Here is a 24,681-nt window from a genome sequence, read left to right on the forward strand (position 1 = left end):
TTTACCTTCAAGGAGGTTTTATGAATAAGCTAATGAAAATCAAAAATTTTATCCCTGTATACTTTAGGGCAATGAAAAATAAAAATACACCAGTAATGGCAAAGCTCATGGGAATATTTGCCATAGCCTATGCTGTTTTGCCAGCTGATATGATACCAGACGTCCTTCCTTTTCTAGGAATCTTGGATGATGCGATAGTGCTTCCATTTTTAATCTATCTTACATCCAAAATGATCCCTGATGAAGTTTTAAACAAAGAGGAAGCAGTAGTTATAGAAGAATAATTGATAAAGCCTCAAATTTTCTGAAAGTTAAATCAGATATTTGAGGCTTTTTGCTTGTCTAATAATAAAACCCAGGTATTTGCAAGAATTGCTTAGTGATAATCTTATCTCACTTAACATTCATAGCCTTATCGTCTAATAAAGCTTAGTTAAGTCCAAAAAGCAATTAGAGCCAACCTGGGTAGTTTCTGTCAGAAGATATATCTTTAGCTACTCCTAAACTAATATTTTCCTTAAAGAAAGTATCTTCATCTCTATTCAATTGTAGATTAATCCTAGAAGATTCCTTATCGTAAACATCTTTACTAGCTTCTCTTAGCTTACAGTTAATCCTAAATTTCTTTCTAGATTCCAAAACAGATGGGAGTTTATTTGCTCTTTCCTTTTCAACAAATTTACTAACTCCATGATAAGATTCAAATAGGACTTGGTCAAACGATTCAAACTCTTCCATCGGACCGTCCTCCTTTTTTATATTAAGAACGATAGTGATATATCTTTCTTGTTATAATATTACCCAGATTTTTATAATGTAAACATTTTCTTTTTATTTTTCTGAAGATTTTTATAAGATTTCTCCTTGTAAATATTAATAAGGGCTTTAGGGTATACGATATCTAAGAAGAATTTAAGAATTGTAATACAACAAAAAATATTTACAATAGGAGATAATCATGGATAAAGATAGAAAAAGAATATTATTAAAAATCGGACTAGCTATATTATCATTTTTTTGGGGGAATAACTTTATGAGTCCCTATGTCAATAAATCATTTTCTTATCCAGGTTTTGTTGTCTCCTTATTATTCTTTTTTACATTTTCTTTCTTTTGGGATAGAAATTTAAATAATAAAGATAAGAAATGATTAAAACAGATTGGATAGATTTAAGAATAGGCAAATTTTTTATGCATCAAGTTGAGCAAAGTCGAGGACTCTATCCTCTTCTTTGCTATTTTTCAAGATTCTATATTAGATAATAGGATTTATAGATTTTTGATTTTTTCTTAATAGCAAAAAACTAGCGAAAAATCGCTAGTTAATTTTTACTCAACTGTAACAGATTTTGCAAGGTTTCTTGGCTTGTCTACATCGATTCCCTTGGCTATTGATGTGTAATAGGCCATTAGTTGGGCTGGTATTGCTGTAAGAAGCGGATAGAGGATATCCAAGGTCTCTGGAATTATTAATATCTTATCAGTGATCTTACTCATTCTGGAGTCTTTGTGACTTGTTATGATAAATACATTGGCTCCTCTTGCCACGACTTCTTCGACATTTGATAGAGTTTTTCCTAAAAGATTCGCCTGGCTCATTATTGCTATAACTGGAGTCTTATCTTCTATTAGGGAAATTGTCCCGTGTTTTAACTCTCCTGCTGCGAAAGCCTCTGTGTGGATATATGAGACCTCCTTAAGCTTAAGAGCCGCCTCTATGGAAGTTTGGTAGTCAAGGCCACGAGCTATATAAAACAGGCTCTTTTGATCTTTTATCTCTTCTGCAAAGTCTTTTATTATCTTATCATCTTCTAGGATTTCTCTAATTTTTCCTGGAATCTCCCTTAAGCCTTCTAGAATTTCTCTATAATAATCATCGTCTATTCTAGATAGTTTCCTAGCAAAATCAAGGGCTAGGAAATAGAGATTTAGGACTTGGCTAGTGTAGGCCTTGGTACTAGCTACAGCTATTTCTGGACCTGCGTAGCAATATATAGACTTATCAGCTTCCCTATCCATGGATGAGGCTAGGGTATTTGTTATAAGAAGGGTCTTAGCTTTCTTTTTCTTGGCAAAGCTTAAGGCCTTTAGGCTATCTGCTGTCTCTCCTGATTGGGATATAAATATTACCAGGCTCTTCTCATCAAGGAAGGGATCATTATATCTAAACTCTGAGGCAAGATCACAGATTACTGGAATCTTGGCAAGTTTTTCTATAAGAGCCTTGCCAACAAGGCCTGCATGGTAGGCTGTTCCACAAGCTACTATATAAATCCTTTTAAAGTTTTCTAGATCTTCTTTATCAAATGAATCTCCATCAAGGACGACTTCGTCATTTTTTACATTTAGTCTAATAAGCTCTTCTAAGACAGAGGCTTGCTCATTTATTTCCTTGATCATAAAATGGTCGTAGCCTGCCTTAGTAGCTGCATCAACTGACCATTCTATCTTTTTAATTTCTCTGTCTACTTTTTTATTATCTTTGTCATAGATAGTGTAGGAATCTCCCTTGATATCTACCACATCTCCATTTTCTAGATAGATAACCTCTCTGGTGTATTTTAGTAGAGATGGAATATCGCTTGCCATCATGAAGGAATCTTCCATTATTCCTGCAACAAGAGGGCTTTCTTGTCTAATCCCAATAAGTCTATCTGGCTCGTCAGAAGATATAATGCCACAAGCATAGGCTCCCACAAGCCTTTTGCGTGCCTTTCTTACAGCTTCTAAGAGATCTCCTTCATAATATTTTTCAAGTATTACAGCTATAACTTCAGTATCTGTCGAAGATTTAAACTCGTAGCCTTCTTCTTCTAACTCTTTCTTAAGTTCTCTGTAGTTTTCTATAATTCCATTATGGACTACAGCAATCTTACCATTGTTTGAAAGGTGAGGGTGGCTGTTTATATCATTGGCCTCTCCGTGAGTTGCCCATCTGATGTGGCCTATGCCGACTTTGCCTTCGATGGGATTCTCCTCCAAGGCCTTCTTCAAATTCTCAAGCTTTCCGGCTCTTTTTACACAAGAAATCTCTCCATCATTAATCACAGCTATGCCTGCTGAGTCGTAACCACGATATTCTAATCTTTCTAGCCCATCGATGATCACCTCTCTTGCATCAAGCTTTCCCTTATACGATACTATTCCGCACATAGTAACCTCCTATTTAATTTTTATGAGGCCACTGTATCTTCTCTGTCCACAGGATTGCTCCTGTGTTTTGTCTAATACTAGGGCTGTGAACCCAGACAGCTCCCGCCGAATTTTCGATAACTGTCTTCCTCGTCATCCCAAAGGGATCTGGCGCTTCGTTGTTTTTACCTCATTTTTCTATTATACCCTGTAAATTTGAGCAAAACAAAATCCTCCAGCCTAGCCGGAGGACCCATTTTAGATTACTAAAGCTAAAATTATAAGAGGAGAAAGTATTAACAAAACCCAAGGCATAAATACTTTCATCGCCGCAAGGAACATAGCCAATTGATCTTTATTTTCGAGATTGTCCTTATCTAGGAGTCTCTCTTTTTCATAGATTTCTTTTTGGCTTTTGCCCTTAAATCTATCTATTGGAGCCTTCATATAGCGCTCATTTCTTCTAGTTCTTCTTCCTTTTTAGCTTTTTCTATTTTATTTTTCTCGAAAGCCTTTTGCTTTTCTTCTTCGCTTACATCAAGTAAGTGGCATGCCACGAAGTGGCCGTCTTCTCTTTCTTTAAGTTCTGGCTCAAACTGGGCACAAATGTCCATTGCGTATTCGCATCTTGTATGGAACCTACATCCTTTTGGAGGTTTTACTGCTGATGGTATATCCCCCTCTATAACTTGTAGCTCTTGGCCCTGATCTACGTCTGTTCTTGGGATAGCACGTAGGAGGGCTTTGGTGTATGGATGGAGAGGATTTTCGAATATTCTCTCTGATTCACAAAGTTCTACCAAAACTCCAAGATACATTACCCCAATCCTATCTGATATATATTTTACAACTGATAGGTCGTGAGTGATGAAAAGATAAGTTAAGTTGTTCTCATCTTTTAGGTCTTGAAGAAGGTTAATGATCTGAGATTGGATAGATACGTCAAGGGCACTTACAGCCTCATCGCAAACTATAAAGCTTGGCTTAAGGGCTAGAGCTCTTGCTATACCGATTCTTTGTCTTTGTCCACCTGAGAATTGGTGAGGATATCTATGAAGGAAGTAAGGAGCAAGTCCGCACTTTTCCATGGTCTCTCTAATATACTCATTGTATCCTTTTTCTTTTCTACTCTTAAAGAGTTCATGTCCTAGAACACCTTCTCCGATGATATTTCCTACAGTCATCTTTGTATCCAAAGATCCGTAAGGGTCTTGGAAGATCATTTGTAGGTCCTTTCTTAAGGCTCTCATCTCCTGGTTGTTAAGCTCAGATAGGTCGATTCCATCATCTCTCTGATCTTCAAGCTCGGCAAATCTCTCGTCATTTTCGAGACTCTTTCTGTAGGCTTCTATAGATTGATCTTTCTCTTCGATTTCTTTAGTCTTGGCAGATTTTTGGCTGATTAAGTCCTTATATCTGACATCTTCTTCTAGGAATTTTTCGTATTCTTCCCAAGTCCTTGATCTCATTTGAGTTTTTTGCTCAATCTCTTCGATCTTTTCTAGGATGCTCGCCCTTTGTTTAAGGATGTCATATTTTTCCTTAAGCATAGTAGATACCTTGTTTAGGTCATCACTTACAAGAAGTCCCCCAGCAATCCTGACCATATTTAAGTAGTTTTCCTCTAGGTCACGACGCTTAAACATAGCCTTTTCGTTAAGCTCCGCTCTTTTTTCGTCTGTATCAGCATTTTCTAATTCTTCGTAAATCTTATTTAAAGCTTCGATTTCTTCGTGATATTTAGGAAATTGGCTAGGAATCTTCTTGATCATATCTAGCATATAGGCTGGAGCAGTTTCTTCTATGGTCTTTCCGTAATAAAGAGTAGTTCCTTCTGTTTGATCATATATTTGTAGGAGGGTTCTACCGAAAGTAGACTTACCGCATCCAGATTCTCCTACAAGACCAAGGGTTTCTCCTTGATAGATATCTAGGCTAATAGACTCATTAGCATGAACATACTCGCCTGGTCCCTTGTTAAATATAGACTTTTTCTTAAGAGGGAAATACTTCTTTAGATTTCTTATCTTAAATAAGACTTTTTTATCATTGTTCATTTTCTTCCCTCTCCTTTCTATTTGGATAATGACATCTGATCTTTTGGTTTTCATTTACTGAAACTAAATCAGGCATCACTTCTATACATTTTTTAGTAGCGTATTTACACCTATCTGCAAACTTGCATCCTTTTGGAAGGTTAAGTGGGTGTGGGACTGAACCTGGTATGATGTCAAGTCTTTCATTTCTATCTGATGTGATAGATGGGATTGAATTTAGTAGGGCTATTGTATATGGGTGGTTGTAGTCTGTGATATCGTGTTTGAAGATAAACTCAACTGGTGATTGCTCAACTATTTGTCCACAATACATTACTGCAACTTCATCAGCCATTTGATTTATTACACCAAGGTCGTGGGTAATAAAGAGGATTGATGTACCAGCCTTATGCTTAAGATCATTCATTAGTCTTAGGATTTGGGCTTGGATGGTAACATCAAGGGCTGTTGTAGGCTCATCTGCTATAAGTAATTTTGGCTCACAAGCAAGGGCCATGGCAATCATCACCCTTTGGTTCATTCCTCCAGATAACTCGAAAGGATATTGCTTGGCCACTACATGTGGATTAGGAATTTTAACAGCTGCAAGAAGCTCTTCACATCTTTTAGCTGCTTCCTTCTTATTCATTCCCTTATGGAGGATAAGAACTTCTGAGATTTGTTTTTCTACAGTAAAGACTGGGTTAAGGGAGCTCATAGGTTCTTGGAATATCATAGATATTTTATTGCCTCTGATATGCTCCATTTGGCTAGTCTTAAAGTCTGATATCTTTTCTCCATCGAATATTATCTCACCATCGTAAATCTTTTGGTTTGACTCAAACAGTTGGAGTATACTCATAGCTGTTTGACTCTTACCAGATCCACTTTCTCCAACAAGACCCAAGGTCTTACCAGCATCGACTGTAAAAGATACGTCATTTACAGCCTTGATAAGGCCACGTCTTGTTTCAAAGTAGGTGTGTAGATTTTTTATTTCTAATAAACTCATTTTATAACCTATCTTTCGTTTGCTCTTGGGTCGATGGCATCTCTTAAGGCGTCACCGATTAGGTTTACAGAAAATGATGTCAAAAATACTGCAAGTGCTGGGAATACCCATCTCCACCAGTAAGTGTTTAGTACATCTGATGATTGGGCTGCAGTAAGCATATTACCCCAAGAAGGAGTTGGCTCTTGTACACCAAATCCTAGGAAGGATAGACCAGATTCTGTTAGCAAGTTTCCAGCATAACCTATAGTCGCATTTACAATTACTATTGATAAGATATTTGGGAAGATGTGCTTGATCATAATAGACCAGTTCTTAACTCCCAAGGCTCTCGCCGCTGTTATATAATCTCTTTCTCTTTCGGCAAGGATTTGTCCACGGACAAGTCTTGCAAGTCCCGTCCAACCAAGTAGACCTAGAAGAATCATAACCATAGTGATTCTTTGCTCTTGGCTTGCTCCTGGTGGGAGTAGGGCTGATAGAGAAATCAACATTGGATAGAATGGGAAAGATGCCACAATCTCAGAAAATCTCATCAATACATTGTCTATCTTTCCTCCAGCAAAACCTGAAATCATACCGATAAGTACACCGAGGACTATTTGAATTACTGTAGAGATCAAAGAGATTACCATGGTCATCTTACCACCGTGGATTAGTCTTGTGAAAATATCACGACCTTGATCGTCAGAACCAAATCTAAAACCATTTAGACCCCAAGTTTCGATTTTGCCTTCTTTGTTTACTGCGTAATTGTTAAAATATGAAGAATAAATTTGATCGAATTCTCCTTCTGGAGTCTTTAGCTCTCCGTAGTTTTCCTTACCCCATTGGTAGATTTTTCCGTTTTCGTCAAGGGCTGTGAAAACTGAATCACTTGCCTTGATATCTACAAGAGGAGCTTCAAATTTAGGTATCGCATCTCCTGAAACCTTATCTCTAGTAGGTCCCCAAACATAGAGCTTGCCATCTTCCGATAGGGCTGCTGCTGATGAAGATGTTAGGGCTACTTTTTTAGTCTTAACCTTGCCTGTCTTAAGCTCTTCTGGCATTTGAGTATCAATTTCTGCACCCATTACACCCAAAAGTCTTATAGATCCGTCCTTCATTATAGCTAGGATATTAATTGGATTTGCTGCAAAATCTACAACTTGTCCCTTTATATCAGAAGGAAGAAGGTTAAGTCTACTCGCAAGGGTTGATCCCCATACAACTAGGTTGTTTTTCTTTGTAAGAATTACGGAGTATTGAACACCTGCTCCGAGTTTTTCGATTCCTTCCTCTTTTACCTTAGCCTCATCCATCGGTGGCATTTGGTTTTGTTGGAAGGCATTGTTACCCCAACCGTATATCTCGTTATCTTCTGTAGCAGCAATGATATGCCTATCTCCTGCCGCTATATCTACGATTTTTTTGTTAGCTAAGGCTTCTTTGGCCTTATCAGGAATTTCTAGTACCTTATCTTCGTTGTCAGATCCCCAAACATAGACATTTCCCTCTTTGCTAAGTCCTGCAGAGAAGGTATTACCTATAGAGATCTTCTCAACTCCTTCTTTTTCTAGATCAGAAGGATAGTTCATATAAGCTCCACCTGGAGCAACATTAGTTAAGTTTCCTTGGGAGTAGTATTGGTTAAATGGAAGAACTTTACTTCCTACAAATACTACTAGGACTATCGCTACAAAAAGCATAAGTCCTATAATACCCAAAGGGTTTCTAAAGTAGTTTCTAAGGGCTACCTTTCCCGGAGACATGATAGCTTCTTCTTTTAACTTATCATTTTCGTCTTCCTTTCTTGGTCCCTTATCCACATTTTTATTATCACTGTGGAGTAATTCGTCATCTGATTTATTGTCAAAGGAATTATTACTGTCGTTAAATTCTTCTCCCTTAGATAATGTGAAGGCTCTTAAGAAGAAATTTTTCAAGAAACTTCCATATGATTTTACAGATTTTTTTAAAGTCGTATTCATCTTAAGCCTCCAATTGAACTCTTGGATCTACTAGGGCATAGGCCACATCCATCAATAAGTTTCCAAGAAGAGTAAGCACAGCATAAAACATTGATAGGGCAAGAATTACATTGTAATCTTGAGCCATTACAGCCATTATCAGTTCGTTACCGATTCCCCTAAAAGAGAAAATTCTCTCAGTTATAGCTGAACCCGAAAACATTCCAAGTACAGCCCAAGTTAGGGCGGTAACTACTGGTATAAGGGCGTTTCTAAAGGCATGAGAATAGATTACGGTCTTCTCTTTTAAGCCCTTACTTCTCGCTGTTCTTATATAATCTTGGTCTAGGGCATCTAACATAGAGTTTCTTACATATCTTGATAGGGATGCAAGTGAACCTATGGTTAGGGTCGCTGTTGGTAAAACTAGATACTTAACCCATTCTCCAAAGGTATTTTCTCTAGGCATACCATTAGCAGGAAACCATCCTAGCCTAAAGGCAAAGACGAATATCAAAATAAGTCCTATAAAGAATACAGGAATTGATAGACCCACTAGGGTCAAAGTCTGGAAGGTCTTATCAAAAGCCCCTCCCTTGTGCGTGGCCGACCTTATTCCTATAAGGACCGAAAGTACAAATGATAGAATTGTCGAACCAATATTTAAAAATATGGTGTTTTTGAGAGGCTCTGATAGATATTCAGAAACTGGTCTTCTAACTCTGGTAGATTCTCCCAAATCACCCTTCAAAGTTCTTCCAAGCCATCTTACATATTGCTCAGGCAAGGACTTATCGAGTCCATATCTTGCTTGAAGTGTTTGGTATAGCTCTTCTTGCTCTTGCTTAGTCATACGACCTGTAGTAGGCATCATAGCCTTGATTGGATCTCCTGGCATAGCTTTAGAGAAAGCAAAAAGCATTATGGATATAATTAGAGCTACTGGTATTAAATTTATGATTCTCTTAACTATATAACGAAACATATCTTCCCTTCCTATTTTTTATAACATTGAGATTCGTTATCTTGTTAAAGTATACTGATAAATATGTAGTCTTTTTTAAAAAAATGATAAACAAACCCAAGTTAATAATTTTTATAATTTATATGTTATAATATTAGTCGTATTTTGTCAACCACCTATCTTATTTAATTATTATATAAAGAGGTCCGCCAAATGTAAACGTTGGTAAAATAACGACATAATTATGCATATTATTTCATAACTTTATGATTTTTTTGCAATTACATTTGATAGTTTATGTATAATCGCAATAAATAAAATAAAAAGGCTCACTCAAGTGAGCCCCTTTAATTTACTTATTATTAGTTTTCCAAAGTAAGAGCATTTATTTGATCTTCTGATTGCCATACTGGCGTATTAACATCGAATCCCTTAACTCTCTTTGTGTAACCTGTGTGAAATTGGTTAGCGTAAAGTGGGATTTCTGGTAGGTAATCATTGTACCAGATTTCGAATTCTTCCCAGTTATCTAAATATTCATCCTTTTTATCGGCAGGTGTCTTACGTAGTTTAACTGTCAACTCATCAGCCTTTGGATCATTTACCTTAGAGTAGTTGTAAGGTCCTTCTGAGTTATATTGATACCATGGATCAAATGGTGTACCGAAGTCTGTACCCATGTTGAACGCTGTATATTCTGGGTCTTCTTCTGGATAGTAGTAGTAGTTTAGAAGAGTTGCGAATGAACCAGCTGTAACATTGTATTCCATACCAACCTGCTTAGCATTGTTTGGTACTTGGTTAGAGATCAATGTTGTAATTGGTGATTCATCAGAACCATATTGGTTAACTACAAGCTTCTTACCATTTTCATCATATCTATAATAGTCAAATCCATCTGGGTTAGATGCGAAAGCTTCATCAGCCTTAGCCTTATCCCAAGGTGTAGTTCCATCAGCCTCGAACTTGTAAGGTGTTTTGTCAAGAAGGGCATTAGCTTGATCTAAGTTCATTTGGTAGTTGATTAGCTTACCTTCAAGATCTGCTCCTCTTTCCTTATACATCCATTGGCTGCTACCATACATACCGTTAGTTACAACACCGTATCCACCAGCGAAGGATTGTACGAAGCTATTTCTATCCATTAGGTGAGCGATAGCTTGTCTAACTTCTTTGTATTTTGTACTTCCTCTGTCTGTTAGGAATTTTACGTTACCATAACCGTTTCTTTCGAATGTGTTATATCCACCGATCTTTCCGCTTTCAGCAGCTTCTCTCATTCTATCGATTGGACCACCTTCAGATTCTTGTTCCCAAAGATCGATATCTCCATTTTCAAGTAAGTCTACAGCAATCTTTGCGTTTACAGTTTGAAGGATTACATTAGGAATTGTAGCCTTATCACCCTTGAAGTTTCCAGCATAGTTTTCGTTTAGGCTTAGTTTAACCATGTTGTTTTCAAATGATTCAAACTTGTAAGGTCCTGTTACAACTGCTGGATTAAGTCTATATTCATTAACTTCCTTAAGCATAGCTTCATCGATAAGTTGTTGAGTAGGATCTACATCTCCATTTTTACGCTCTTCTAGGTCTTTAATTGCTTCATCGTGAGCTTGTTTAGCTTCTTCGTAAGCTTTTTTGTCCTCTTCTGCTGCATCATCTGCTGGAGCTGGATTGTTTTCTTCAAAGTCTTCTTTTTGTTTTTTGATTTGTTCATCCAGGTTCTTTACATAGTTTTCTTTCTCTTCATCACTAACTTCATAGCCTTCCTTAGCAACAAGCTTGTTACCTTCTTTAGAAAGAGCTAAGTTTTCGTTTAGATAGTGCATTGGGTGTGGTGCAACAGCTAGTAGAGATGCTTCTTCGTAGTATGGAAGGAATGATGCATCAATTGTAACCTTGAATGTGTAGTCATCTACTTTCTCAAGACCTTCAAATACATCACTATCGCCCTTCTTGTAAGCTTCATATCCCTTAACTGAGTCAGCTCCTGGGTTTGTGGAACCTGTTAGTTTGGTATATTCTGGGTGAGTGTGAAGTAGGGCACCGAATAGGAATTCATCTGCCTTGATTGGTTCGCCATCAGACCATTTAAGATCTTGTTTGATCTTGAATGTAACAGTCTTTGATCCATCTTCGTTATCTTCTGATAAAGGCTCACCATCTAGAACAGCTGTATTATTTACCCAAGCTCCAGATTCGTCTTGAACAACTGTTTGGTAACCGTTGTTTCCTTCGATACCAAGATATTTTCTAACCTTAACATCTCCTGAGTTGTTTGTCCAACCACCATAGAAGTCTCCGTTAAGCTCACCAAGACCTACTACTAGAGTGTCGTCTGATGTTTGTGCCTCAAAGTCTTCAGTGCTTTGTTCACCAGCTTCTTCACCTTCAGCTGCATCTTTATCGTCTGTAGCTTCTTCGTTTTTATCTTCAGTTTTTGTATCTGCGTCATTATTAGCAGCTTTGTCGTCTTTATTTTCTCCACCGCCACAAGCAACTAGAGTACTAGCTAGTCCAAGTGCCATCAATGAAGAAAAAACTTTTTTCATTTTCATTGGTTTTCCCCCTAAAAAATTAAGTAACTTTTATATTTATATATTTTAACTCAATGAATAGATTTTGTCAAGAATTTCCTAAAGTTTTATGCACTATATAGAATTTTTATTCTTTATATTTCTTTAATATTAGGGATTTTTGAATTATATTCATGTAATATAATACAGGTATCTAGGTCTTGTTAAAGTGATAATCTGTTGAATTTCAACATCCGCCATACTTTTCTCTACGAGAAATTATTTATAGAATAATTAACTTCTTGTATTTTTATTTTTCTAATGATAGGGCAAATGCTTTGCCTAAATAATACAAATAAAAAATTTCCATCAAAAAAGAGGTGATTATCTAAATCTCACCTCTTTTTCGATCTTTTACTTAATTTATTTATAAAAATCTTTATTCAATTGTCATAGCATTGATTTGATCAGCTACTTGCCATACTGGTGTCATCACGTCAAAGCCTTTAATCCTGTTGGTATAACCTGTGTGGAAGACATTTGAGTAGAGTGGGATTTCTGGTAGGTAGTCGTTGTACCATTTTTGGAATTCTTCCCACTTATCTAGGTAAGCTTCCTTATCTCCTGGCTCTGTTCTTCTTAGGGCAGTAGTTACTTCATCCGCCTTTGGATCGTCTACCCTGTTTTTGTTAAATGGACCTTCCTTTGAATAGTATAGCCATTGGTCAAATGGTGTAGCAAAGTCTGTTGCCATTGAGAAGGCTGTATATTCTGCATCTTCCTTAGGGAAGTTGTAAAGGTCTATTAGGGTTGAGAAGGATCCGCTTGTTACGTTATATTCCATTCCAGCTTGTTTAGCATTTGGAGGAAGTTGGTTAGATATTAGGGTTGTAATTGGGGATTGTTCTGCACCATATTGATTTACAACGAGCTTGTTTCCGTTTTCATCATATCTATAGTAGTCGAAGCCTTCTTGGTTTTTGTTAAATTCATCAAGAGCCTTGTCCTTATCCCAAGGAGTTGTTCCATCAGCTTCGAACTTGTATGGAGTTTTGTCAAGAAGTTCATTTGCCTTATCGATATTTAGAACCCAATTTACCAATTCTCCTTCGACGTCTGCTCCTCTTTCCTTATACATCCATTGGCTTGTACCGTACCTACCGTTAGTTACAACACCATAACCACCTAAGAAGGATTGGACGAATTCATTCCTATCCATTAGGCTTGCTATAGCTTGCCTTACTTCCTTGTATTGGGTTGCTCCCCTATCTACTAGGAAGGTTAGGTTTCCATAACCATTTCTCTCGTAAGAACCTACTTGGATTTTGCCATCTTCTGCTGCTTTTTTGAGTTGGTCGATCTTTGATCCGTCAGCTTCGCCTTCCCAAATATCTATATCTCCATTTTCTAGAAGGTCTGGTCCAATGTTCTTGTTTACCAATTGAACAATGATATGAGGAATAGTTGCCTTATCACCTTTGAAGTTTCCTTGGTAGTTTTCATTTAGGTCAAGTCTAACCATGTTGTTTTCGAACTTATCGAACTTGTATGGTCCACAGGTAACCTTAGGGTTAAATCTGTAATCACTTGTAAGCTTGATCATAGCTTCTTCGATGAGTAATCTAGTAGGATCCACGTCTCCGTCTTTACGAGCTTCAAGATCTCCTACTTGATTGTCTAATTCTTCCTTGGCTTCTTTGTATTCGTCACTTTCCTTATCAAGGCCTTCGCTATCTTCTTCGAAGCCTTCTTTTAGGATTTCTATTTGTTTATCTATAGATTTCTTGTAGTCGTCTATATCCTTATCTGTAACTTCATAGCCTTCTTTAACTACAAGCTTCTTTCCATCTTCTGCTACAGCTAGGTTTTCCCCTATATAATGCATTGGGCTAGGTCCTGCGTTTGAAAGGACTTCAACTTCATAATATGGTAGTTGTGAAGGATCTACTGTTAGACTAAAGCTATAGTCGTCATGTTTTTCAATTCCTTCAAAGCTATCTGTCTCACCATTTTTGAAGGCCTTGTAGCCTAAGAGCGCGTCTGCTCCTATATTCATAGATGCAGTAAGTGGGTTAAAGTCCTTGTCTGATTCTAGAAGGATTCCAAATATATAATCATCAGCTGTGATAGGCTCTCCATCTGACCATTTTAGGTCTTTCTTTATGGTATAAGTTGTTGTTCGTGAGCCATCTTCGTTAATCTTTACTTCAGGGTCTTTTTCAAGGGCAGCTGTGTTTGTTTGAAACTTACCTTCCTCGTCAAGAACATAGCAGTCATAGCCGTTGTTTCCTTCTATACCCATGAATCTTCTTACCTTTACGTCGTTTGCATCATTGGCATAGCCTTGGATGAAATCTCCATTTATGGAATCAACTCCCACTACTATAGTGTCATCAGATGTTTGCTTTTCAAAATCTTCTGGAGTCTCTGACACTTTTTCATCTTCTGTTGCTTTTTCAGTCTCTTCATTTTCGCTCTTTTTATCCGCTCCACCCTTGGTTGAATCTGTGCTAGATCCACATGCGGATAGACTTAGGATGAGTCCTAGAGCCATTAGAGATGAATAAACTTTTTTAATCTTCATGCTAACCTTCCTTATTTAATATTTTATGAAATTGTTTACACTCTACCTTTTTTATTCATTTTAGTCAAAGATTTGTGTATAAGTATTAATTTACTTTCTTGTATTTTCACATCTATCTTATAAAGAATTATTGTTATAAAGACATCCTCTAAATAAAAACAACATTTCAAAAATAAATCTTATTCACAGATTATTCGTATAAAGATTTTCTAAAGCACTCAAAGTCCATAATATTGAAATAAATTATGTATTTTTCTAAATTTAATTCTATAAATAAAAAAAGAGCCTACTTCTATCAAGTAGAACTCCTTAAATTTTATTTTTTGTTTTCGTATAATCTGTCTGAATCTGCTCCTACAAGTCTGTAGTATCTTACAGGTAGACCAGAAGAATCTCCCATGTAGCCTTTTCTAGGAGTAACAGCTATTCCATTTTGTCCGTAGGACATGTGGATTATTGTATCATTTGCCCTGTTTAGGATAAATCCAGTGTGTCCAGCGGCTCCCGCACTTGCACCAGGCCTTCCTGATACGAATATATCTCCGTATCTTATCTCACTTTCAGAGATTTCATACAATACCTTGCCTGCTGCTCCTAACTTAAAGAGTGTTTCTGTATTTCCTATAGCTGAGCCTTGTTTTAGGAATCCTCCGTAGATTAGAGACCTATAAACTGCTGATGAACAATCTGCTGCCCAGTCAGATGTTCTATTCTTCCAGTGCATATCATAAGTTAGGCCAGCTCTTCTTCCTGTAAACATCCACTCAATAACCTTATCGAGATTCTTTGAGCCTTTAATGTTATTATCTACTGGCTTTGCAAGACCGTTGCCATCAACCTTGTAGGTTACTCCCCTTTGAGTTACTTCTGTGTTCTTTTGGAGGCCATTTGATGTGAAGTAATAATAATTTCCATCAATCTCCCAAACACCTTCTTGAACGTAACCATTGACATTAGTGTGGTATTTGTTGCCATTAAATTCAAACCAAGCGTTCTTTGGATTTGTAGCAACTCCCCTATTGTCTGTCTTGTAGTATCTTCCTGCAGACATTATTCCTTTATTTTGGGCCATGACTCCATCTTTATCGAATACATAGGTGTATTTGGCTATAGTATGAGCACCTCTTACAAGTTTTCCGTCATTATCACTTCTATAGGTCTTACCATCTATTGCAGCCCAAAAGTTTTTAGGATTTGTAATCCTTCCTTCTTTATCGGTTACATATAGTTTTCCGTCTTTTATTTCTTTTTTGCTAGTTGTAAGAGCTCCTTCGTCATTGAAGTTATAGTAGTCATTTCCAACTTTTGTCACACCCTTATAGATTTTTCCGTTTTCATCTGTGCGATATGTCTTGCCATTTACATTGACCCAAGAGTTTATCTTGGCTGTTAGGATTCCCCTATCGCTTGCTTCATAGTAGGAATCATTTGTAAGAACCTTCTTGTTTGTTTGAAGACTTCCATCATTTGCAAAGTAATACTTCTTACCTTCTATTTCTGTAAGGCCCTTGCTTACATTACCTTCACTATCTTTATGGTATACTTTGGAATTTTCTTCATACCAAGAAGACTCGCTTGTTGATTTATCTTCGCTCCTTGATTTATCCTCTAAGGAAGCTCCCCTATCAGATGTAGAAGTATTAGAATCACGTACTCCAACTTCATTATATATGTCATCGAGACTAGAATTATCATAATAGATGATATCTTTTGAAGTATCTTCCTTTACTTTTTTATCATCTGCTGGTCCCTTGTCTCCAGAAATCTCCTTAACAGAGATCTCTTGTTCAGGAGCAAGTTCCTTCTCGCTAGATTCATCAGCCTCATCTTCTGTATCATTTTCTTCTTTACTATCAGCTTCTAGCTCTTCGCCACTTGTCTTATTATATCCCATCTCTTCTAAGTCAGATAGGATCATATCAAGGTTTTCTTCATCGTATGTAGCTATATCATTATCTTCGCTAGTTGAAGCTTCATCTTCTCCTAAATCTTGTGATAAATTATCATCAACATCTTGTTTATAGTCTTCTTCTGCATATGAATATGTTCCTGACATCAAAGCCTGAGATATAAACAGTGTTGATGCTAAAAGTATTGTTTTATTTACCTTCTTCATCTCTACCTCTTCCATAAAATTTTAATTACAAATTAATTACAAATAATCTATAGTATTTAGCTATTTTTCCTGTATTTTGGTATTTCAAGAATATTATAGACTATTTCAATCAAAATTGCAACAAAAAGGTTACAAAATTTCTCTATTTTTTGAAATTTTTATCAAATTTTTATAAAAAATATAAATTTCCCTCCAAAAAATAGTACAATTATTAAAAACAAGCAAAAAGGGTATCATATTAAAAACGGAGGGATATATGAAAAAAAGAAATATATTATTAGCATTTGCTCTTATTCTAGCTCTAAGTTCATGCCAAAACTTGGAAGGATCTAATAAGGGAAATGTATCAGAGAAAACAATAGAAGATGCGCTAGCCGAAGGAAACGAAAACGGTAAAGACTCCGACTTGATTGATGACAAGGACGAGGATTCAAATAATGAAGATAAAGATTCAAGTGAAGATAAAAAAGAAGAGAAAAAGGGCGACAGTTCTGATAAAAATGTAGAAGATGCTCTTACAAACATCAATTACGACGATATCAGAAAATATATAACAGATATCGGAGAATTCGACCCAAAAGTCCTAGATGAATTAACAGATGACGATATCAAAGAATACTATCTACGTGCCAAATCTGCAAGTAATAAGACAGGTTATTGGGATGTGAAGGACTTCTTCTTCCAAGAACTTGCCAAAGACTATAGAGAATACTCAAACAAATTCCCACTAGATTCTATAGAAGAGTTATATAACTGGCCTAAAAGCACTGATAAAGTTACAGATAAGTACGCTGACGAAAGAAAGTTCATAGCAAATCTTGGCTATGATCAAGCAGAAATAGACAATATGTCTGATAAGAAGCTTGAAGAAGCCTTTAAGAAAGCCTATGACGAAAATCCAGAAGGCCTTTACAATGACTATATAGAAATAGTTGGCAAAAATAATTTCGACAAAAACGAAAGTCCTACTAATGAAGTAAAAGCAGTAGAATCTAGCCAAAATGTAGAGAAATTTGCAGAAAATCAAAGTGATTATGATGAATTTAAAAGAAGCCTAGTTGAACTTTACGAATTCGACCCTGATGTAGTGGCTCAAATGACTAACGAAGACATAGACCTAGCAGCAAGTCGTGGCCAAAAAATCCTAGAAGAAACCGGCTACGGTGACATAGGTCTAATAATAAATGAACTAGCAAAAATGTATCCAGGTTCATCTACAATGTATCCTGGTGAATAAGGTTAAAAGAGGTTGTTGCAAAATTGTGAGTATTCATGTACCATCGTTAGAATGTTATCTTAGGAGTTACCTCTCCTGGCCGGTAGGTCAGTTTGTGCCTGTCGGCTGGTGGAGTCGATTAGCCAGTCGGCTACTCCATGGGGATTATTCTAACTGTGGTGGAATGATTTATTAATTATGCAACAGCCTCTTTTTAATTCTTATAAATTATTATAGTAAATATTTCATTTTCATAATCTACAGAAAAACCATAAGCACAATCATCTAAGAGGCTTTCCACTATATACATTCCCATCCCTCTAGATTTAGACGTATTTGAAGATACAAATGGTTTTTTGATATTGTTTAGTATATCCGAATCTATTCTTGTAGGATAATTTTTTATGACAATATCAGAAGAAAACTCGATCTCTATTTTTCCATAATCATCGGTATATTCTATGGCATTTTTAAGGATATTATCGAATACTATTCTAAAATGATCATAATCTATTTTATCTAATCTAGAACCCTTAATACTCAGATATATCTTCTTTTTTTCTAAGAGATCTGTATGGTTAATTATAGATTCATCCATTATAGATCTTAGGTCAAGTTTTTCTAATATAGGTTCTTCATCCAGTTTATTTAGGTAGAGCAAATCTCCTATCAAGACTTGAAGATTAATTAATTTATCTTTTAATTTTGGTAAGTATATATCTCTATCTTTGTATTTTCCTATATTTTCTATCATTCCATCTGCTAACAATATAGCTGCTTGAACTGGAGTTTTGAGCTCATGAGATGCTGATTTGAAGAATACTTCTCTTTTTTCACTTGATTTTTCAAGACTTTTGTAATTTTCTGTAAGTGCCTTATAAGTTTCTTTGATATTTTCTGATAATTCTTCTATTTCGTCATTGGTATGGATGTCTAAATCATATGAAATATTTCTATTATCTCTAGATTCTCTTGTAAATTTACTCATCTTTAGAATTGGATCTGTAATAGATTTTGAATAAATTCTATTTAAAAGAAAGACTATTATTACAACTAGCAAAAATATAATTGGAAAGGCTGATATTATAGTACTTTTTACCCCAGTTAGATCATCAAACAATAGAGGATAAGTGCTTATATATATCCCCGAGTCCTTATAAGTTATTAACATAAAACTTATTGCCGACCTATCTTTTTTTCTGGATACAGACTTAATAAGTATTGAATCTCTTATTTCTTTCACAAAAATGGAATCATCTGAGTCGACTTCCACATAATCTAGCCCTTTTATATCTACAAAATCCTCCAATGATTTTAATAAGTCTTCCTTTATATGGAAGAATTTGTTTTTAAAGACTTCTTCATCAAATGAGCCTTTAGAATTTTCTAAGTATTGTAGAAAATTTAAAATATTTTTATTTTTTATCTTGATAATGGTATCAAAATTTAGACCTGATAAACGAACCTCGTCACTATTATTCTTTTTGTATAAGGAAATCATCCCTTCTTTTGCCACATCTCTTGCACTATCGTAAGATATATCCTTCACAAAAGATTCATGAACCTTAAGGGCTAAGTCTTCATTTTCTTGGTTCTTCTTCTCTAAATAAATATTAGGCATAAAGAATATCATATAGGAAAATACTATAAAGCATATCAAAAGAGTCAGTATTATGTTGTATATGAAATTTTTCTCACTTATATTTAGCTTAGGCTTCTTCATTAAATTTGTACCCTACTCCTACAAGAGTTTTTATATACTCCTTCGGTAGTTTTTTCCTGAGATTTTTTATATGAGAATCTATGGTTCTAGTAGAACCATAAAATGTAGTGTCATATAAGCTAGTTATTAGGTTCTCTCTAGAAAAAACCTTTTTTTTATTCTCTATAAATAATTTCATTAGCTGAAATTCTGTAACTGTTAGTTTTAGGTCTTTGCCGTCATACAATAGCCTAAATCCATCATTATCTAGTACAAGACCATCCTGAGATAAGTTATAATTATTACCTCTCCTTTGTAAAATCATTTCTATTTTCTTTATGAGTAAAATAGGTTGAACAGGCTTTATAATATAGTCGTCACAATATAGGTCAAAAGCCTCTATCTGCGTATTTATATCTTCTAAGGCTGTAAGCATTACTACATTAGTATTTTTTATTTTTTTATTCTTTCTAATAAATTCTAGTACCTCAAGACCACTTTTCCCATTTACCATTATATCCAATATTGCTACATCAAATTTTTTTTCATTTAAAATTTCAATCGCTTCATTTCCATCATCAGTGACAGTTACAGAAAAATCAGCGATTTTTAAATATTCAGACAATACTTCTCTAATATCTATTTCATCTTCTAGAAATAGTATACTTTTCATACAATCACCCCTAGTTTGATTATATAGTATTTTCAGAAAGATATGAATTAATTATCTCTTCTCTTATTTTTCCTTATAGCCAAAACCATCATAATTAAGGATATTAGAATTAGTAATATTAATCCTTGGATGAAAGTATAATTTACGATTCCCTTGGATATTTCATCCAAATATTCTGCTGATGAAAAGTGACTTGTTGGAATAGCTCTAGCAATATATCTTACGGATTCTGGCATATCATCTACAGAAATTCCCATCATTCCACTTAGAATCATAGTTAAAAAATATAAAACCATAGTTAAACCGAAAGATAAGGAATATTTTTTTGTATATAGGCAAATAGCATAGGCTAAGAAGAAAGAGCTCATATCTATCAAACTTACATATATAGTGTGTCTTAATAATTCTATCATAGTAAATTCTACATTGAAAGCATTCATGATTATTAAAAAATATATGATAGTGCATATTAGAAAAAATATATAGTAAATCAAAAACTTATACTTAGCCATAACAAACTGTTTTATGGAAAAAAGCTCTAATCTATCATAAACTCCTTCTTCCATATCCTTAGCTGTAATACTGGCGTGACCAATCAAAAATATAGATAAAGGTGATATTATGTTTATAGTTAAAGTTATACTCCTTTTAGCTTCTGATACATACTGAATTGGTAGCTTTGAACCAACACCAACTATGATTAGGGATGCCATAAGCAAAGGAAAAACTAAGCCGAAAAATATTGTTGCATAGTTTTTCAATAATAATTTAGTTTCATACTTTATTATATACTTATTCATCATATCCCTCCTTAGATAATGCATTCAATACAGTAAGTTCTATGGACTCATTTAGTCTTTCAAAATTTTGATTATTTTCAACAAGCTTATTGATCAGATCTTTTTCTCTAGTACTGTCATCAAAACCTGCAGCTATCTTATTAGTCATAGAAGCTATCCTATCTTCTTTCCCTATCAAGCTATTTGTTATATCATTATCCTCAGTTAGTATCACTGACTTCGCGCAATATTTATTGAACATCTCTTTCTTAGATCCAAAAAATAAAACCCTTCCTTTGTGGATATATAGGAGCTTATCACAAATATTTTCAAGCTCTTCATAGTAGTGGCTTACTAAAAGTATGCTAGTACTCTTGCCCTTGTAATAATCCAAAATCTTCTCCATCAGCATCTGACGAGTTACAAAATCAAGTCCAGTAGTCACTTCATCGAACATCGTTATAGGAGAATCCTTCCACATAACTAAGATAAGAGTTAGTTTTTGTTTTTCTCCCCCTGATAGTTCTTTAAAAGATTTTTTTAATAGTTTTTTAAAATCAAAAAACTCTATTAATTCTGATAAACTTTTATCATTTTCAATTTTACTATTAGCAACCATTTGAATAATATCCCTAGTAGATACACTCTCAGAATAATTATTAAATTGCATATGAACGGCAATCTCTTGCCTAGGTATACCCGTTACTATATTTCCACTAAAGGGAATGATTCCAAGAATAGCCTTGATGAGTGTTGTTTTTCCAGCTCCATTTGAGCCAATTATTCCTATCTTCTCCCCATCTTTAAATTCTAATTTCTCCTTAATATCCAATACTTTTTTATCCCCATAGGAGACTTTTAAATTATCTATTTTAATCATATCTTGCTCCTTACATCTATATAATAAATCAAAGATGTGGATTTTAAGTGCAGATAGTTTAGATTTTTTGTAAAATATATAGGTAAAGCTCCATTGATTTAACATTGTATAAAAATAGATGCCACTTTTCATAAATCAGCATCCAATATCTAAATTATTTTAAATTTTAACAAAAAGGCAAAACCAAATAGCCTTATCCTGATCTATCACCCTATGCCTTAAGCCCTTGGGAATAAAAAGAAAATCTCCCTTTTTCATCCTTACTATCTCCGTTTCTGTTTCAATGGAAGCTAGTCCTTCCATAAGAATAACAAACTCATCCTCATCTTGAACCATATAGTCTGTCACTTGGTTGAGGGACATGGTCCTAAGAGCCCTGACCTTCTCATTTTCAAAAATTCCCTCCTCAACTTCTTCTAACTCAGAAAACTTTATATGATCAAGTAAATTAAAAACCTCCATCAAATCTCCTCCTATTTTAGTCCATCTATACCCTTTTCAAAAGTATTTTATTTACATTTAAATTTATTCCTTCTCTCCCTAAAATAAAAAATCTCCCATTTAGTTACACACTAGTTGAGAGATTAAAATATCATAGCTTATTCTATTTTGTAAGATAATCCTTGTAGAAGCTTAAGTCTTGAACTACTTCCAAAGCTCCCTTGTACTTTCCTTCCTTATCTCTTACAGCATAGTAAGTAATTGACGTATCTTTGCCTCCTATAGGTCTAACTATTCTAAACTCGTCTCTTTTGCCTACTTTGAAGTCCTTGATTAGTCCTCTTACTATAGGTTCTACCTTGGGTGGGTGGCAGGAATATACTGGGCGGCCTAGGGCACTTTCTGGTCTTTTGAAGACCTTACTTCCCTCATGGTCGTTGAAGTAGGTATTTATATCCTTATCATCGACAAAGGTGATTTCTACATCCATTGTGTCAAATATTGCTTCGATTTGATCGTAGCTTAATTTGCCTTTCTTGAAAGTGACAAAGCCATCTTCTTCTTTGCTTTCTTTTTCTTCACTTTCTATTTCTTCGTATGAGATTAGGGAGTGGTAGTAGTCTTTTAGGTCCTTGTAGAGTAAGTCTAGGTCTTCCCCGCTTACATTTTCTTCCAAGAGGGGGTAAAGGATATTATCTTCCTTGTAGGTCATCTCTTCTGCCCTTTGGATAGCTTTATCTAGGGCTTTCTCGTCTTTTTTCTTTACAGCTTTTCTAATAGCCTTAGCTATTTCTATGTCTACAGCCCACATCACATCTGATGGGCCCGGTTTATTGTATTTTACTTTAAGGAGGGGATAGATTAAATCTCCCTTTTTCTTGTAGTGACTTCCTATAGCCATTAGCTTATCGTAGTCTTTATCTTCTTTGGCCTCGTTTATTATTTCTTTTACCTTGTCGTTTTCTCTTTCCATGTAGGATATAAATGGATCTATACTTCTTTCCTCACTATTTTCCTTGTGGGTCATCCCATGAAAGAGGGAAGAGTGGACATCGCAAAGTTTTCTTACTTCGTCCTTATCGATTCCAGATTGTAGGAGTTCTTCTTCTGCATCCATTATCTCTGATGATGAGACTCCTTGGAAATTTTCTTTGAAATCTTTCCTTACATTTTCTAGGTCCTCTCCTTCAGAAAGTCTTGTGATATAGGATTTGACAAGTTCTTTTCTCCTAATAACCTCTGGGTCTAGTGAAGAATCAGAAACTTTGTAACCATAGTTTTCTATTTTATCTTCTAAATTTTCTATGCCCATGATGCCCGCTCCCCTTTTGAGCGATGTTTTCTTGCCCATACTTTTAAGCAAGAGTGGGTTATCTAGGCCCTTAAATCCTATTTCTGTGAGTATATCCTTAAGTTCTGGATTTTCTTCTATTAAATCAAAAACTGTTTTATTTATATCAATTTTCATACTTGCCTCCATATCTTTAACTGATTTTATTATATAACTATTGAGAATGGTAATCAGTAACATATGTTACATGGCAAAGAAAAAGAACCCCGCATTAACGAGATCCTTATTTCATTTTTTCTAATTCTATACTAAATTTTTGTAAGATTTTTTTCTCAATTCTTGATACTGTCATCTGGCTTATGTCCAAGGTATTTGCTATGTCTACCTGGGTTCTTCCTTCGTAGTATCTGAGTTCTAAGATTTCTTTTTCTAGGTCATTTAATCTTTCTTTTGACTTATCAATCAGATCTTTAAGTTCTATTGAGTCGAAGTTCTTATCTTCTTCTCCAATCATATCTGATAGGTCAATGGCGTTTTCTCCCTTTTGGACTTGATATTTCATGTCCAAGGATTGTGGAGTGTAGACCTTGCTCGCTTCCATAGTCTCTAGTATTGTCTCCTCATCTTCTCCCAAATAGTCAGCTATATCCGCTATGGTTGGTGTTCTTTGAAGTTCTTGTGGGAGGATTTTTTTGGCTGTATTGATCTTTTTGTAGAGATTCTGTATCCTACGAGGAACTCTTATTACCCAACCCTTATCCCTAAAGTATCTCTTAAGCTCTCCCATTATGGTTGGAGTCGCAAAGGATGAGAAGGCAAAGCCCTTGGTTGGATCGTATCTTTCTACAGCATAGATCAAGCCTAGGCTTGCTACCTGGTAGAGATCGTCTTTTTCGATTCCCTTTCCTACATATTTGTTGGATAGGATATCGACTATATACATATGTTCTTCTATAAGCTCATCTCTTAGTTTTATGTCGCGAGTTTCATAATACTCTTCGAATTTTTCTTGAATGGCCTCTTTGTGCTCTTTTTTGCTTGACTTAGACATTATTCTGCCCTTATTGTAAGTAGAATCTTTTCATCTTCGATTTCTAGTTCATCACATAACTCTTCTAGGATTAAGTCTCTCATAGAAAGGGCTCTTGGCTCAAGCTCTCTGTCCTTTCCTCTTACTTCTACCTTAAGGTTTTTCTCTTCTGCATAGAAGTTTACTGTGATGTCTTCTTGATTTAATTTGTAATTAACTGCCTCAGATACTACTACTCTTATATCTTCGACTTCTTCTATATTAAAGCCCAAATCTGAGGCAAGGCTTGCTGCAAAGAGCCTCAATGATTTGATATAGAGGCTATTTGCAGGGATTTTAATGCTTATTTTTTCCATA

Annotated in this window: 21 protein-coding genes; 3 read left to right on the forward strand and 18 right to left on the reverse strand. The window is 35.3% G+C overall.

The window, feature by feature from the left end; all coding sequences use genetic code 11:
• Positions 1-20 precede the first annotated feature (20 nt).
• Positions 21-284: a YkvA family protein gene (locus tag C7D97_RS07355; protein WP_105301417.1), complete on the forward strand. Its 264-nt coding sequence runs from the start codon at positions 21-23 to the stop codon at positions 282-284.
• Positions 285-450: 166 nt separating this feature from the next.
• Here the strand turns inward: C7D97_RS07355 and C7D97_RS07360 are convergent, their stop codons facing one another.
• The gene (locus C7D97_RS07360) at positions 451-738 is read right to left on the reverse strand and encodes a hypothetical protein (protein WP_105301418.1); all 288 of its coding nucleotides are present in this window, start codon (positions 736-738) and stop codon (positions 451-453) included.
• 220 nt (positions 739-958) lie between these two features.
• On the opposite strand from C7D97_RS07360, the gene C7D97_RS07365 reads away from it, so the two are divergent.
• The gene (locus C7D97_RS07365) at positions 959-1,150 is read left to right on the forward strand and encodes a hypothetical protein (RefSeq protein ID WP_105301419.1); all 192 of its coding nucleotides are present in this window, start codon (positions 959-961) and stop codon (positions 1,148-1,150) included.
• Positions 1,151-1,329: 179 nt separating this feature from the next.
• Here C7D97_RS07365 and glmS read toward each other — a convergent pair whose 3' ends face one another.
• From glmS to C7D97_RS07410, 9 genes are all read right to left on the reverse strand, one after another.
• Complete coding sequence (gene glmS / locus C7D97_RS07370) at positions 1,330-3,153, reverse strand: glutamine--fructose-6-phosphate transaminase (isomerizing) (protein ID WP_105301420.1); 1,824 nt, start codon at positions 3,151-3,153, stop codon at positions 1,330-1,332.
• A 237-nt stretch (positions 3,154-3,390) separates the two neighbouring features.
• Positions 3,391-3,579, reverse strand: a complete 189-nt coding sequence (locus C7D97_RS07375) for a hypothetical protein (RefSeq protein WP_105301421.1) — start codon at positions 3,577-3,579, stop codon at positions 3,391-3,393.
• Positions 3,576-5,189 (reverse strand): oligopeptide/dipeptide ABC transporter ATP-binding protein, encoded by a 1,614-nt coding sequence (locus C7D97_RS07380; RefSeq protein WP_105301422.1) that lies wholly within the window; start codon positions 5,187-5,189, stop codon positions 3,576-3,578. The genes C7D97_RS07375 and C7D97_RS07380 overlap by 4 nt, the downstream gene beginning before the upstream one ends.
• Positions 5,179-6,180 carry an ABC transporter ATP-binding protein gene (locus C7D97_RS07385; protein ID WP_105301423.1) on the reverse strand — a complete coding sequence of 334 codons (1,002 nt, stop codon included), beginning with the start codon at positions 6,178-6,180 and terminating at the stop codon, positions 5,179-5,181. Before C7D97_RS07385 ends, C7D97_RS07380 begins: the two co-directional genes overlap by 11 nt.
• Before the next feature lie 8 nt (positions 6,181-6,188).
• Positions 6,189-8,153 carry an ABC transporter permease subunit gene (locus C7D97_RS07390; RefSeq protein ID WP_105301424.1) on the reverse strand — a complete coding sequence of 655 codons (1,965 nt, stop codon included), beginning with the start codon at positions 8,151-8,153 and terminating at the stop codon, positions 6,189-6,191.
• 1 nt (position 8,154) lies between these two features.
• A complete protein-coding gene (locus C7D97_RS07395; RefSeq protein WP_105301425.1) occupies positions 8,155-9,117 on the reverse strand; it encodes an ABC transporter permease in 963 nt (320 codons plus the stop codon).
• Positions 9,118-9,458: 341 nt separating this feature from the next.
• Positions 9,459-11,654 (reverse strand): ABC transporter substrate-binding protein, encoded by a 2,196-nt coding sequence (locus C7D97_RS07400; protein WP_105301426.1) that lies wholly within the window; start codon positions 11,652-11,654, stop codon positions 9,459-9,461.
• Positions 11,655-12,051: 397 nt separating this feature from the next.
• Positions 12,052-14,196 (reverse strand): ABC transporter substrate-binding protein, encoded by a 2,145-nt coding sequence (locus C7D97_RS07405; protein WP_105301427.1) that lies wholly within the window; start codon positions 14,194-14,196, stop codon positions 12,052-12,054.
• 316 nt (positions 14,197-14,512) lie between these two features.
• Positions 14,513-16,312, reverse strand: coding sequence for a peptidoglycan amidohydrolase family protein (locus C7D97_RS07410; RefSeq protein ID WP_105301428.1), 1,800 nt, complete (start codon positions 16,310-16,312; stop codon positions 14,513-14,515).
• Positions 16,313-16,568: 256 nt separating this feature from the next.
• On the opposite strand from C7D97_RS07410, the gene C7D97_RS07415 reads away from it, so the two are divergent.
• Positions 16,569-17,549 carry a hypothetical protein gene (locus C7D97_RS07415; protein ID WP_105301429.1) on the forward strand — a complete coding sequence of 327 codons (981 nt, stop codon included), beginning with the start codon at positions 16,569-16,571 and terminating at the stop codon, positions 17,547-17,549.
• A gap of 193 nt (positions 17,550-17,742) precedes the next feature.
• On the opposite strand, the gene C7D97_RS07420 is transcribed toward C7D97_RS07415, so the two are convergent.
• The 8 genes from C7D97_RS07420 to C7D97_RS07455 all read right to left on the reverse strand — a co-directional run bounded on the left by C7D97_RS07420 (position 17,743) and on the right by C7D97_RS07455 (position 24,680).
• Positions 17,743-19,251: a sensor histidine kinase gene (locus C7D97_RS07420; protein ID WP_105301430.1), complete on the reverse strand. Its 1,509-nt coding sequence runs from the start codon at positions 19,249-19,251 to the stop codon at positions 17,743-17,745.
• Entirely contained in the window at positions 19,238-19,903 is a 666-nt protein-coding gene (locus tag C7D97_RS07425) for a response regulator transcription factor (RefSeq protein ID WP_105301431.1), read from the reverse strand. The genes C7D97_RS07420 and C7D97_RS07425 overlap by 14 nt, the downstream gene beginning before the upstream one ends.
• Before the next feature lie 47 nt (positions 19,904-19,950).
• On the reverse strand, positions 19,951-20,706 hold the full coding sequence (locus C7D97_RS07430) for an ABC transporter permease (RefSeq protein WP_240308896.1): 756 nt from the start codon (positions 20,704-20,706) through the stop codon (positions 19,951-19,953).
• Positions 20,696-21,562 carry an ATP-binding cassette domain-containing protein gene (locus C7D97_RS07435; protein ID WP_105301869.1) on the reverse strand — a complete coding sequence of 289 codons (867 nt, stop codon included), beginning with the start codon at positions 21,560-21,562 and terminating at the stop codon, positions 20,696-20,698. The genes C7D97_RS07430 and C7D97_RS07435 overlap by 11 nt, the downstream gene beginning before the upstream one ends.
• 159 nt (positions 21,563-21,721) lie before the next feature.
• Positions 21,722-22,024, reverse strand: coding sequence for a cupin domain-containing protein (locus C7D97_RS07440; protein ID WP_105301433.1), 303 nt, complete (start codon positions 22,022-22,024; stop codon positions 21,722-21,724).
• 142 nt (positions 22,025-22,166) lie between these two features.
• Entirely contained in the window at positions 22,167-23,471 is a 1,305-nt protein-coding gene (locus C7D97_RS07445) for a DUF438 domain-containing protein (protein ID WP_105301434.1), read from the reverse strand.
• A 106-nt stretch (positions 23,472-23,577) separates the two neighbouring features.
• Positions 23,578-24,345 (reverse strand): SigB/SigF/SigG family RNA polymerase sigma factor, encoded by a 768-nt coding sequence (locus C7D97_RS07450; protein WP_105301435.1) that lies wholly within the window; start codon positions 24,343-24,345, stop codon positions 23,578-23,580.
• The gene (locus C7D97_RS07455; RefSeq protein ID WP_105301436.1) at positions 24,345-24,680 is read right to left on the reverse strand and encodes an ATP-binding protein; all 336 of its coding nucleotides are present in this window, start codon (positions 24,678-24,680) and stop codon (positions 24,345-24,347) included. Before C7D97_RS07455 ends, C7D97_RS07450 begins: the two co-directional genes overlap by 1 nt.
• Position 24,681 lies beyond the last annotated feature (1 nt).

This window comes from Anaerococcus marasmi, from assembly GCF_900290195.1.
Lineage (GTDB): Bacteria > Bacillota > Clostridia > Tissierellales > Peptoniphilaceae > Anaerococcus > Anaerococcus marasmi.